The sequence below is a fragment of the Pseudomonas marginalis genome (assembly GCF_024169655.1).
In the GTDB taxonomy this organism is placed as follows: domain Bacteria; phylum Pseudomonadota; class Gammaproteobacteria; order Pseudomonadales; family Pseudomonadaceae; genus Aquipseudomonas; species Aquipseudomonas paraveronii.
In genome coordinates, this window is record NZ_JALJWV010000001.1 from 197,686 (window position 1) to 213,023 (window position 15,338).

1 protein-coding gene is annotated in these 15,338 nt (G+C 59.8%); it reads left to right on the forward strand.

The features are described 5' to 3' along the window. Window positions 1–163: 163 nt before the first annotated feature. Window positions 164–15,238 carry a retention module-containing protein gene (locus tag J2Y83_RS00850; protein WP_253392681.1) on the forward strand — a complete coding sequence of 5,025 codons (15,075 nt, stop codon included), beginning with the start codon at window positions 164–166 and terminating at the stop codon, window positions 15,236–15,238. The last annotated feature ends 100 nt before the right edge of the window (window positions 15,239–15,338 follow it).

Genomic DNA, 15,338 nt, shown 5'->3' on the forward strand with positions numbered 1-15,338 from the left:
CAATACCTTGACGGAAAAGTAATTTGCTGATTGAAACAACAAATTATTGACGCCAAATTTTTTTACATGGGATTAACGTACTCCAGCTATTGAATCGGCACGAGAGAAAAAGGCCGGTCTCCATGATGGATACCCCTGAACGGTAATACACGGAGAGTCTTTTATGAGCAGCGTTGCGGTCGTCAAAAGCATTGTCGGTCAAGTGTTTGCGGTATCCCCGGAAGGGATTCGTCGCCTGCTGGTAGAAGGGGATCGCTTGTTCACTGGGGAGCTGGTGGAAACCGGTCCTGGCGGCTCCGTGTCGCTGGAGCTTGCCGATGGCCGCACCCTGGACCTGGGTCGCGACAGCCAGTGGAGCGCGAACGCGCCTGACTCGGTGACCGACCTGAGCGCTGCCACTGCCCAGGCGGCACCTTCCGTTGCCGAGCTGCAGCAAGCCATCGCTGCCGGTGCCGACCCGACCCAAGACCTCGAAGCCACCGCTGCTGGTCAGACTGCCACCGGCGCAGACGGCGTCGCGGGCGGCGGCCACAGCTTTGTCGTGCTGGAAGCCACCGCAGGCACGGTTGACCCTACTATCGGTTACCCGACGAACGGCTTGAATGCCGGCGATGCCGCGGCCAATCAGTTCACCGCCGCTACCAATAATGGCGTCGACCCACTCAACGTCACCATCACCCTGACCGCCACGCCGAGCATCACCGAAGCCGGTGGCGTCGTGGTTTACACCGCGTTCATCACCCAGGCGCCGACCAGTGACCTGACCGTCACCTTGTCCAACGGCCTGTCCGTCGTGATTCTCGCCGGCCAGACCTCGGGCGCACTGAACGTCACGTTCGCGGGCAATGACACGCCTTACCTGGATGCCTCGTCGATCTCCGCCACCATCGCCGGTACGTCCGGCGGCGGCAACCTGATCATTACCACGGACCCGGCGCCGGCGGTTACGCAGATCAATGACACCATCGACACCACCACCGTCACGCTGAGCGCGAACGCGTCGGTCGATGAGGGTGGTCAGATCGTCTATACCGCGACCGTGAACAACGCCGCGCAGACCGACGTCACCATCACGCTGTCCAACAACACCACTATCACCATCGAAGCCGGTAAAACCACGGGCACCGTCAGCGTCGATACGCCGGCAAACCTGGCCGACGGCAAAGACCTGACCGTCAGCGCCACCATCACCGGTGCGAGCGGCGGTAACTACGAAAACCTGGCGATCAACCCGGAAGCCGCCACGACCACAGTGGTCGCTGTCGACGATCCGAGCGTGCTGGTCGCGGACACCAACACCGTTGTCGAGGATCTGGCTGCCACTGGCAACGTGCTGAGCAATGACAGCGACATCGACAACGTGCTGACCGTCGCGACGTTTACCGTCGACGGCAACACGTATGCCGCAGGCAAAGTCGCCTTTATCGAAGGTGTCGGCTCCATCACCATCGGTGCGGATGGCGCGTATGCGTTTAACCCGGCCAAGGATTTCAACGGTGAAGTGCCGCAGATCGGCTACACCACCAATACCGGTTCGAGCAGCACGCTGGACGTGACGGTGACGCCGGTTAACGATGCGCCGGTGGCAGCGGTTGTTGAAGCTGGCGGGGCTGAAGATTCGGCCCAGGGCATTGCGGTCACACTGAGTGCGACCGATGTGGATGGCCTGGCGAACGTGAAATCGTTCACCGTCGGCACGCCGACCAACGGCACGTTCTACACCGACGCGGCCATGACCAAGCCAGTAACGGGCGCTATTGATGCCACCAATGGCGAAGCCACGGTGTACTTCAAGCCAAATGCGAACTTCAACGGCACCGCGGACTTCACCTACACCGCGACCGACAGCGGCAACGCTGACGGCAGCAATCCGCTGACTTCTGCGCCTGCCAACGGCACCATCACCGTGACTCCGGTCAACGATGCGCCAGAAGCTATCGCCACTACTGCGACCGGTTCCGAAGATCCGGCCCAGGGCATTGAAGTCAAACTTTCGGCTACTGATATCGATGGCGTGGAGAACGTGAAATCGTTCACCGTCGGCACGCCAACCAATGGCACCTTCTACACCGATGCCGCGATGACCAAGCCGGTGACCGGTTCCATTGATGCGGTCAACGGCGAAGCGACCGTTTACTTCAAACCAAACGAAAACTTCCACGGCACCGCGGATTTCACCTACACCGCGACCGACGGCGGCAACGCTGACGGCAGCAGCCCGCTGACTTCTGCGCCTGCTAACGGCACCATCACCGTGACCCCGGTCAACGACGCGCCGGTGGCTGATGCCACTGCTGCGACCGGTGCTGAAGATCCAAGCGTAGGCATCGCGGTCAAACTGTCCGCGACCGACGTAGACAGTCCGACGGACGTTAAATCGTTCACCGTCGGCACGCCAACCAATGGCACGTTCTACACCGACGCGGCCATGACCAAACCGGTGACCGGTTCGATTGATGCGGTCAACGGCGAAGCGACTGTTTACTTCAAACCGAACGAAAACTTCCACGGCACCGCGGACTTCACCTACACCGCCACCGACGGCGGCAACGCTGACGGCGGCAGCCCGCTGACCTCGGCTCCAGCCAACGGCACCATCACCGTGACTGCGGTCAACGACGCGCCGGTGGCTGATGCCACTGCTGCGACCGGTGCTGAAGATCCAAGCGTAGGCATCGCGGTCAAACTGTCCGCCACCGACGTAGACAGTCCGACGGACGTGAAATCGTTCACCGTCGGCACGCCAACCAACGGCACCTTCTACACCGACGCGGCGATGACCAAACCGGTGACCGGTTCCATTGATGCGGTCAACGGCGAAGCCACGGTTTACTTCAAACCGAACGAAAACTTCCACGGCACCGCGGACTTCACCTACACCGCTACCGACGGCGGCAACGCTGACGGCACCAACCCGCTGACCTCGGCTCCAGCCAATGGCACCATCACCGTGACTGCGGTCAACGACGCGCCGGTGGCTGCGGAAACTGCTGCGACCGGTGCTGAAGATCCAAGCGTAGGCATCGAGGTCAAGCTGTCTGCCACCGACGTAGATGGCGTGGCGGACGTGAAATCCTTCACCGTCGGCACGCCAACCAATGGCACCTTCTACACCGACGCGGCGATGACTAAACCGGTGACTGGTTCCATTGACGCGGTCAACGGCGAAGCCACCGTTTACTTCAAGCCAAACGAAAACTTCAACGGCACCGCGAACTTCACCTACACCGCGACCGACGGCGGTATTACTGGCAACGGCAGCCCGCTGACTTCGACCCCAGCCAACGGCACCATCACGGTGACTGCGGTCAACGACGCGCCAGTACTGGGCAACGCTTCGACCAACGCATTCGGCGACACCTACATTGAAGGCAAGCCAGGCGGCTACGTGGCGGCGACCTTGACCGTCAGCGACGTCGACAACAGCACCCTGCAAAGCGCCAAAGTCACACTCGTCAACCACCTGGCAGACGATGTGCTGATCGCAGATGTCAGCAACACCAAAATTGCAGTCAGCTACGACAAAGCCACTGGCATCCTGACCCTGTCTGGTGAAGCCACCAAGGCGGAATACCAGGAAGTCCTGCGTTCGGTGCACTTCGCCAGCGAAAGCGAGAACCCGGACCCGGCCAATCGCACCCTGACCATCACCGTCAACGACGGTCAGCTGGATTCGGCACCCGTGACCTCCGTGGTGAACGTGGTTCCGGTGAACGATCCGCCTGAGGTCAAGTTCGACAGCACCACGTTCACTGAACAAAAAGACGCGGTCGCGCTGGTCGAAAACCTGACCATCAAAGACGTCGACAACACCACCTTCAGCAAAGTCGTGGTCACTGTCGACAACCTGGCTTCGGGTGACGTGCTCAGCAATACCGACGTGCTCAAGGCCCTGGCCGTTGCCGGCATCACCATCACCCAGAGCGGCAGCGCCGCCGACGGGAAAATCGTCTACACCCTCACCAGCGACTCGGCGACCGGCAGCAGCGCCGCCGACTTCGTCAAGGTAGTTGAAGCCATCACCTTCCAGAGCCCGGGCGACAATCCTGTCGGCACTGATCGTACCGTCACCATCGATGTGACTGACGTCGGCGGCGCCAACCTGGATCGCGAACCGCCGGAAACCGGCAGCGCCACCGGCAAGGTCACTATCGACCTGTTCAACGACGCACCGATTGCATCGGCCGACAACACCACCGCCGATGAAGACCATACGGCCAAGATCGTGCTGGACGGCAAGGATGTGGACGGTACCGTCTCCAGCTTTGTCATCACCACCTTGCCGGAAAACGGCAAGCTGTACAGCGACGCCACGCTGCAAACCGAACTCAAAGTCGGCGATTCGGTGCCAGCGGGTGCCGACGGCAAGGCCGCGGTTTACTTCGCCCCGACCGGCGACTGGAGCGGCAAAACTGAACTGACCTTCACCGCGGTCGACAACGGCGGTAAATCGAGCACCGTGACGACGGCCGACATCACGATCGCACCAGTTACCGACACTCCGCACCTGGGCCTGCTCGGCGGCGGCCCTGTGACCTCGATCAACTTCGACGGCGCCAACCTTAATGGTTCGTGGGGCATCGTCGGGGTAAATGACGCCAACAACGCGCCTGTCAGTGGCACCTCGAGCACTCCGTGGCTCACAGGGAATGCCGACGGCCAAGTCGAAATCGGCCAAAGCAGCATCTACGGCGTAGAGACCCCAGGCAACAGCCAGGTCATCGAGCTTGAGAAAAACGCCGGCGACGACGCCAGCCTGTACACCATCATCAAGGCAGAAGCCGGCACGGCGTACACCATCTCGGTCGACTACTCGCCACGTGCGGGTGCCGAGAACAATTCGGTGATCGACGTATTCTGGGGCGGCGTCAAAGTCGGCACCCTGGATAGCACCACCGTTGGCATGCAGACTTACACCTTCGTCGTGCCGGTCACCGCTGACGGCGATGCCAAGCTCGAATTCAAAGCCCCGGCTGGCGAGACAAACAACTCGTTGGGCGGCGTGCTGGACAACATCAACGTCACCCAGGTGCTGAACACCGGCCTGGAAGACCATGCGATCAAGCTGTCGACCATCGACGCCTACGCCACCGACAAGGATGGCTCCGAGACGCTCAAGCTGGAAATCAGCGGCGTCCCGCTCAACGCGACCATCACCGATGGCACGCCGGGTCACACCTTCACAGCGACAGCTGGCAATCAAAGCGTCGACATCAGCGACTGGAACAAGGCCACCCTGGTCTTCACCCCGGCGGAAAACGCCAACGGCCTGGTGAACCTGACTGTCACTGCGACTGCGCAGGACGGCACCGCTGATCCGAAGTCTGAATCGATCACCCTGCCGATCAATGTGATAGCGGTCAACGACCTGCCGGTGATCGTTGTAGAGGCGAATACCTTGGTCGAAGAGAAGGTGGCCGAAGGCACCGTTGCCGGTACCTTTACCGTCAGTGATGTTGAAACCCCGGTTGCTGACTTGAAAGTGACTTTCACTGGCGACAGCAACAAAGACGGTTACTACACCATCGTCGGTAACGCCGTGGTGCTGACCCTGGCGGGTGCGGACTTCGTTAACGCGGGTAACAAACTGCCTGCTATCGACCTGACCGTGACCGATGCCGATAAAGGCAGTTCTCACGCCAGCGACACGCCAACCGTGACCCTGGTTAACGACATCCCGGTTATCGACGTAATCGCGACGACTGTGGTTGAAAACAGCGCGGTTGCGGGCACCGTCGTAGGCAACTTCACCGCCAGCGATGAAGAAACCCTGCGCGCTGACCTGAAGGTCACCTTCACCGGCGACAGCAACAAAGACGGTTACTACGCGATCTCCGGCGACACCGTGGTGCTGACTAAAGAAGGCGCGGACTACGTCAACACTGGCAAACCACTGCCGGCTATCGACCTGACCGTGACAGACGCGAGTAACGCCAGCTCGCACGCCAGCGATACGCCAACCGTGACCCTGGTTAACGACATCCCGGTTATCGACGTAATCGCGACGACTGTGGTTGAAAACAGCGCGGTTGCAGGCACCGTCGTAGGTAACTTCACCGCCAGCGATGAAGAAACCCTGCGCGCTGACCTGAAAGTGACCTTCACCGGCGATAGCAACAAAGACGGCTACTACGCCATCTCTGGCGACACCGTGGTGCTGACTAAAGAAGGCGCGGACTACGTCAACACCGGCAAACCACTGCCAGTGATCGACTTGACCGTCACCGACGCGAACAACGCCAGCTCCCACGCCAGCGACACGCCGACCGTGACCCTGGTTAACGACATCCCGGTCATCGACGTGATCGCCACCACCGTGGTTGAAAACACTGCCGTTGCCGGCACCGTTGTAGGCAACTTCACCGCCAGCGATGAAGAAACCCTGCGTGCCGACCTGAAAGTCACCTTCACCGGCGACAGCAACAAAGACGGTTACTACGCGATCTCCGGCGACACCGTCGTGCTGACCAAAGAAGGCGCGGACTACGTCAACACCGGCAAACCACTGCCAGTGATCGACCTGACCGTCACCGACGCGAACAACGCCAGCTCGCACGCCAGCGACACGCCGACCGTGACCCTGGTTAACGACATCCCGGTCATCGACGTAATCGCCACCACCGTGGTTGAAAACAGCGCGGTTGCAGGCACTGTCGTAGGTAACTTCACCGCCAGCGATGAAGAAACCCTGCGCGCTGACCTGAAAGTGACCTTCACCGGCGACAGCAACAAAGACGGCTACTACGCCATCTCCGGTGACACCGTCGTGCTGACCAAAGAGGGCGCGGATTACGTCAACACCGGCAAACCACTGCCGGCTATCGACCTGACCGTCACCGACGCGAACAACGCCAGCTCGCACGCCAGCGACACGCCGACCGTGACCCTGGTTAACGACATCCCGGTCATCGACGTAATCGCCACCACCGTGGTTGAAAACAGCGCGGTTGCAGGCACCGTTGTAGGCAACTTCACCGCCAGCGATGAAGAAACCCTGCGCGCTGACCTGAAAGTGACCTTCACCGGCGACAGCAACAAAGACGGTTACTACGCGATCTCCGGCGACACCGTCGTGCTGACCAAAGAAGGCGCGGACTACGTCAACACCGGCAAACCACTGCCAGTGATCGACCTGACCGTGACAGACGCGAACAACGCCAGCTCGCACGCCAGCGACACGCCGACCGTGACCCTGGTTAACGACATCCCGGTCATCGACGTGATCGCCACCACCGTGGTTGAAAACAGCGCGGTTGCAGGCACTGTCGTAGGTAACTTCACCGCCAGCGATGAAGAAACCCTGCGCGCTGACCTGAAGGTCACCTTCACCGGCGACAGCAACAAAGACGGTTACTACGCCATCTCCGGCGACACCGTCGTGCTGACCAAAGAAGGCGCGGACTACGTCAACACCGGCAAACCACTGCCAGTGATCGACTTGACCGTCACCGACGCGAACAACGCCAGCTCCCACGCCAGCGACACGCCAACCGTGACCCTGGTTAACGACATCCCGGTCATCGACGTGATCGCCACCACCGTGGTTGAAAACACTGCCGTTGCCGGCACCGTTGTAGGCAACTTCACCGCCAGCGATGAAGAAACCCTGCGCGCTGACCTGAAGGTCACCTTCACCGGCGACAGCAACAAAGACGGCTACTACGCCATCTCTGGCGACACCGTGGTGCTGACCAAAGAGGGCGCGGACTACGTCAACACCGGCAAACCACTGCCAGTGATCGACTTGACCGTCACCGACGCGAACAACGCCAGCTCGCACGCCAGCGACACGCCGACCGTGACCCTGGTTAACGACATCCCGGTCATCGACGTAATCGCCACCACCGTGGTTGAAAACACTGCCGTTGCCGGCACCGTTGTAGGTAACTTCACCGCCAGCGATGAAGAAACCCTGCGCGCTGACCTGAAGGTCACCTTCACCGGCGACAGCAACAAAGACGGTTACTACGCGATCTCCGGCGACACCGTCGTGCTGACTAAAGAAGGCGCGGACTACGTCAACACCGGCAAACCACTGCCAGTGATCGACTTGACCGTCACCGACGCGAACAACGCCAGCTCCCACGCCAGCGACACGCCGACCGTGACCCTGGTTAACGACATCCCGGTTATCGACGTAATCGCGACGACTGTGGTTGAAAACAGCGCGGTTGCGGGCACCGTCGTAGGCAACTTCACCGCCAGCGATGAAGAAACCCTGCGCGCTGACCTGAAGGTCACCTTCACCGGCGACAGCAACAAAGACGGTTACTACGCGATCTCCGGCGACACCGTGGTGCTGACTAAAGAAGGCGCGGACTACGTCAACACTGGCAAACCACTGCCGGCTATCGACCTGACCGTGACAGACGCGAGTAACGCCAGCTCGCACGCCAGCGATACGCCAACCGTGACCCTGGTTAACGACATCCCGGTTATCGACGTAATCGCGACGACTGTGGTTGAAAACAGCGCGGTTGCAGGCACCGTCGTAGGTAACTTCACCGCCAGCGATGAAGAAACCCTGCGCGCTGACCTGAAAGTGACCTTCACCGGCGATAGCAACAAAGACGGCTACTACGCCATCTCTGGCGACACCGTGGTGCTGACTAAAGAAGGCGCGGACTACGTCAACACCGGCAAACCACTGCCAGTGATCGACTTGACCGTCACCGACGCGAACAACGCCAGCTCCCACGCCAGCGACACGCCGACCGTGACCCTGGTTAACGACATCCCGGTCATCGACGTGATCGCCACCACCGTGGTTGAAAACACTGCCGTTGCCGGCACCGTTGTAGGCAACTTCACCGCCAGCGATGAAGAAACCCTGCGTGCCGACCTGAAAGTCACCTTCACCGGCGACAGCAACAAAGACGGTTACTACGCGATCTCCGGCGACACCGTCGTGCTGACCAAAGAAGGCGCGGACTACGTCAACACCGGCAAACCACTGCCAGTGATCGACCTGACCGTCACCGACGCGAACAACGCCAGCTCGCACGCCAGCGACACGCCGACCGTGACCCTGGTTAACGACATCCCGGTCATCGACGTAATCGCCACCACCGTGGTTGAAAACAGCGCGGTTGCAGGCACTGTCGTAGGTAACTTCACCGCCAGCGATGAAGAAACCCTGCGCGCTGACCTGAAAGTGACCTTCACCGGCGACAGCAACAAAGACGGCTACTACGCCATCTCCGGTGACACCGTCGTGCTGACCAAAGAGGGCGCGGATTACGTCAACACCGGCAAACCACTGCCGGCTATCGACCTGACCGTCACCGACGCGAACAACGCCAGCTCGCACGCCAGCGACACGCCGACCGTGACCCTGGTTAACGACATCCCGGTCATCGACGTGATCGCCACCACCGTGGTTGAAAACAGCGCGGTTGCAGGCACTGTCGTAGGTAACTTCACCGCCAGCGATGAAGAAACCCTGCGCGCTGACCTGAAGGTCACCTTCACCGGCGACAGCAACAAAGACGGTTACTACGCCATCTCCGGCGACACCGTCGTGCTGACCAAAGAAGGCGCGGACTACGTCAACACCGGCAAACCACTGCCAGTGATCGACTTGACCGTCACCGACGCGAACAACGCCAGCTCCCACGCCAGCGACACGCCAACCGTGACCCTGGTTAACGACATCCCGGTCATCGACGTGATCGCCACCACCGTGGTTGAAAACACTGCCGTTGCCGGCACCGTTGTAGGCAACTTCACCGCCAGCGATGAAGAAACCCTGCGCGCTGACCTGAAGGTCACCTTCACCGGCGACAGCAACAAAGACGGCTACTACGCCATCTCTGGCGACACCGTGGTGCTGACCAAAGAGGGCGCGGACTACGTCAACACCGGCAAACCACTGCCAGTGATCGACTTGACCGTCACCGACGCGAACAACGCCAGCTCGCACGCCAGCGACACGCCGACCGTGACCCTGGTTAACGACATCCCGGTCATCGACGTAATCGCCACCACCGTGGTTGAAAACACTGCCGTTGCCGGCACCGTTGTAGGTAACTTCACCGCCAGCGATGAAGAAACCCTGCGCGCTGACCTGAAGGTCACCTTCACCGGCGACAGCAACAAAGACGGTTACTACGCGATCTCCGGCGACACCGTCGTGCTGACTAAAGAAGGCGCGGACTACGTCAACACCGGCAAACCACTGCCAGTGATCGACTTGACCGTGACAGACGCGAGTAACGCCAGCTCGCACGCCAGCGACACGCCAACCGTGACTCTGGTTAACGACATCCCGGTTATCGACGTAATCGCGACGACTGTGGTTGAAAACAGCGCGGTTGCAGGCACCGTCGTAGGTAACTTCACCGCCAGCGATGAAGAAACCCTGCGCGCTGACCTGAAGGTCACCTTCACCGGCGACAGCAACAAAGACGGCTACTACGCAATCTCTGGCGACACCGTCGTGCTGACTAAAGAAGGCGCGGACTACGTCAACACCGGCAAACCACTGCCGGCTATCGACCTGACCGTGACAGACGCGAGTAACGCCAGCTCGCACGCCAGCGACACGCCAACCGTGACTCTGGTTAACGACATCCCGGTTATCGACGTAATCGCGACGACTGTGGTTGAAAACAGCGCGGTTGCAGGCACCGTCGTAGGTAACTTCACCGCCAGCGATGAAGAAACCCTGCGCGCTGACCTGAAGGTCACCTTCACCGGCGACAGCAACAAAGACGGCTACTACGCAATCTCTGGCGACACCGTCGTGCTGACCAAAGAAGGCGCGGACTACGTCAACACCGGCAAACCACTGCCGGCTATCGACCTGACCGTGACAGACGCGAGTAACGCCAGCTCGCACGCCAGCGACACGCCAACCGTGACTCTGGTTAACGACATCCCGGTTATCGACGTAATCGCGACGACTGTGGTTGAAAACAGCGCGGTTGCAGGCACCGTCGTAGGTAACTTCACCGCCAGCGATGAAGAAACCCTGCGCGCTGACCTGAAGGTCACCTTCACCGGCGACAGCAACAAAGACGGCTACTACGCAATCTCTGGCGACACCGTCGTGCTGACCAAAGAAGGCGCGGATTACGTCAACACCGGCAAACCACTGCCGGCTATCGACCTGACCGTGACAGACGCGAGTAACGCCAGCTCGCACGCCAGCGACACGCCAACCGTGACTCTGGTTAACGACATCCCGGTTATCGACGTAATCGCGACGACTGTGGTTGAAAACAGCGCGGTTGCAGGCACCGTCGTAGGTAACTTCACCGCCAGCGATGAAGAAACCCTGCGCGCTGACCTGAAAGTGACCTTCACTGGCGACAGCAACAAAGACGGTTACTACGCGATCTCCGGCGACACCGTGGTGCTGACTAAAGAAGGCGCGGATTACGTCAACACCGGCAAACCGCTGCCAGTGATCGACCTGACCGTCACCGACGCGAACAACGCCAGCTCTCACGCCAGCGACACGCCAACCGTGACTCTGGTTAACGACATCCCGGTTATCGACGTAATCGCGACGACTGTGGTTGAAAACAGCGCGGTTGCCGGCACCGTCGTAGGTAACTTCACCGCTAGCGATGAAGAAACCCTGCGTGCCGACCTGAAAGTGACCTTCACCGGCGACAGCAACAAAGACGGTTACTACGCGATCTCCGGCGACACCGTCGTGCTGACGCAAAAAGGCGCGGACTACGTCAACACTGGCAAACCACTGCCGGTCATTGACCTGACCGTGACTGACGCGAGTAACGCCAGCTCGCACGCCAGCGACACGCCAACCGTCACCCTGGTCAACGACGCGCCGACTGCCACCAACGGTTCCATTCAAGGCAACGAAGACACGTCGATCGATCTGCAATGGTCGACCTTCGGTGTCAAGGATGAGGATTCTTTGACCCCGAAAGTGGTATTCACCAGCCTGCCTACCGGCTCCATCGAGTACAAAGTCGGAAGCGAATGGGTCAAGCTCACTGCCGCCGATCTGAAAACCGATACCTCGCCAGGCAAGTCATTCAGCCAGGCTGACTTCGATAGCCACAACGTTCGCTACTCCCCGGTGGCCAACGAATCGGGCGACAACAGCTTTGGCGGCACCGGCGTTGGTAACAAGCAGGTCGACTACACCGAACTGAAGTTCCAAGCTACCGACGGCAGCCTCTACAGCGATACCAAAACCGTCACTGTAGATATCCACCCGGTGGTGGACGTTCCTGTCGTGACGGTCGGTGCATTCAGCGCTGTGCCAACGGGCTTGGTCATTCAAACCTGGGTCGGCGGAAACCTGCCTTCTGCTCTGGGCACCAACGGTAACGGTGCTCCGCTGTCCAGCGATCTGATTAAGGTGCTCGACGCCAAAACCGCCGCCTCCGCCGCCTCCACAGGTGTGACCAGCAATGTCAGCAACAGTAACGTGGTGGAAGGCACAGCCACCAAAGTCTCGGGCCTGATCTTCCTGGAAGCTGGCAAGAGCTACACCTTCACCGGTACTGCCGACGACAGTCTGGCAATCACCGTGGGTGGCAAGCTGGTCGCTACCGAGACCTGGAGCAAGGGCAGCGTGATTACCGGGACGGCCTATACGCCGACCGAGTCGGGTTACTACACTCTCGACATTTACCACTACAACCAGGCTGGTGCGGGCAACTACGACGTCAATGTGTCGATCAACAACGGCTCGTCGATGTCGCTGGGCAACAGCGGCGTGCAGACCTACACCAGCGTGGACGCGTTGAAAGCTGCCGGTGCGGTCCTGGGCGATAGCCACGTGGTCAATGGCGAAGGCTATTACACCGGCTACGTCTACAACCATGGCCTGGAAGACACCACCATCAAGGTCGGCCCGATCACTACCACGTTTGTCGATAACGATGGATCGGAATCACACAAGGTGGAAATCAGCGGCTTGCCGAAAGGCACCGTGATTACCGACGGCACCACTGGCCATAGCATCACTTCGACAGGCACGACAGCGCTCTACGATGTCAGCACCTGGAACCTGAAAACCCTGACGGTTACGCCGTTCAAGGATTCGACCACCAGTTTTGACATGACCGTGAAGGCGACGGCCACAGAGTTGAGCACCGGAGAAACAGCGGTTACGACCGGCAAAGTGAGCATTGTGGTCACTGCGGTCAACGACGCACCGACCCTGGACCTGAGCACCGCAGACGGCTCCGCCCTCACCAGCTACAGCGCGGCTTACACCGAGCGCGGTACCGGTGGCGTAGCGATCACCGGCAGCGTAGCTATCGGTGACGTCGACAGCACCCAGATGCAAAGCGCGACCATCACCTTGAAAAACGCCAGCGCGGGCGACCAACTCAGCTCGAGCCTGGTGACAGTGGGCGGTACTTACAAAGGCGTCACCCTGACCAGCGTCGGTACTGACGTCAGTGGCAAAATCGTCCTGACCCTGTCGGGTGCAGCTGACTCGGCCACCTACAAGTCGCTGCTTGAGTCGTTCCAGTACTCCAGCACCAGCAAGTATCCGACTACGGGTGATCGCACCGTCGAGATCTCGGTGAAGGACAACGAAGGTTCTGACAGCCTGAGTTCGTCGGTGGCGACCAGCACCATTACCGTTGCGCCACAGGCTTATGTGGTGACTGAAGGCGGCGGCGCTGCCGATGTCATCGACCTGAGCAGCTCCTCGGCCAACAACATGGTGGTCGGTGACAAAGGCGGTATCGTCAATGCGGGCAGCAACTACAACATTGCCTTCATCGTCGATACCTCGGGCAGTATCGGTAGCAGTGCGATGACGTCGATCAAGACACAGCTTGCGACCGTGTTCGATACCTTGATCAGCAATGCCGGTAAGAGCGACTCGGGTATTGTGAAAGTGTTGCTGGTCGACTTCGATACTCGGGTCGAAGCGCAGGTCTCGGTCAACCTCGCCGACAAGGACGGTGCTAAAGCTGCCTTGCAGGCTGTGTTGACTCAGATGGCGTCCAAATCGAGCGACATGACCAACTATCAGGATGCGTTCAACGCCGCCACCAATTGGTTCAAGAGCGACGAAGCCACCAGCAATGTGGGTGCAAAAAACCTGACGTACTTCATTACAGACGGTGAGCCGAACGTGTACACCGCCGTTGATGGCAACCCTTACCTGGGCGTGGCCAGTCGGAATGGCTCGTCTGTTTACTTTGACAGCGTCGTCAAGAACTCCAATTACGTCTTGGGTCAGACCTCCTCGGTCACAGCGACAATCAATGGCAAGACGCAGGTGATTGTCGATGGAGCCGGCCATGTCTATTCCTACGATAGTCGTGGCAATCAAACTTACGAAGGCGACGTGGTGGCCAACAGCAGCGGCGGTTTTGACGTCGCGTCGGTCTATAACAACTCCAGCACAGCCATGAGCAACGCCCAGTCGGCCTACTCCGATCTGGTCAACGCGGTTCCAGGCAAGGTTGTCGTCGAGGCCATCGGTTTGGGCTCGAACATTGATACCACTGTGCTCAAGCAGTTTGATACCGATCACACCGTTTCCACGATCGACACCGCGAAGCTGGCGGATGCCATCACCGGCCACGCGGCCGATACCGGCGCCGACACCCTCACCGGTGGTTCGGGTAACGACATTCTGTTCGGCGACCTGATCAGCTACAACAACCTTGAAGGCAGTGCTGCACTCAAGGCGTTCGCGGCCGACAAACTGTCCACAACCGTCGACCACATCGACGACCGCACCTTGCACCAGTTCATCAGCGAGCACGTCGCCGATGTCGGCGCATTGGCCAGCGCGTCGAACATCTATGGTACTAGCGATGGTGCTGACAAACTGATCGGCAACGTCGGCGACGACATTCTGTTCGGGCAAGGCGGTAACGATGTGCTCTCCGGCGGTGCGGGTAACGACATCCTGGTAGGCGGCAAGGGCAACGACACCCTTACCGGCGGCGCGGGGGCGGATACCTTCGTGTGGCTCAAAGGGGATACCAACACCGGGACTGGCGTCGATACCATCACCGACTTCAAGCACGGCGAAGGCGATAAGTTGGACCTGTCCGATTTGCTGCAAGGCAATAACGACGCCAACCTGACCAACTACCTGAAGTTGAGCACCGACTCGGCGGGCAATTCGACGCTGAGTGTCAGCAGCAGCGGTTCGTTCACGGCGCAGGGTGGCACGGCCGATGTCACGATCAAGATCGATGGCGCCAACTGGGGCAGTGGCAGTGCTGCGATCAACAGCCTGATCGCCGGTGGTGACCTGACAGTCAAGCATCACGACTGATCACCCTGGAGCGCCAATCTTTCGGGATTGGTGCTCCACGGGCACCAGCTTTGGGAAAATGTGTGTAATCTCTGTGGGAGCCAGGTGCGGCGCCTGCAGG

Excerpts from the sequence above, each read along its gene's own strand:
- J2Y83_RS00850 (WP_253392681.1), top strand. The coding sequence starts at position 164 with ATGAGCAGCGTTGCGGTCGTCAAAAGCATTGTCGGTCAAGTGTTTGCG.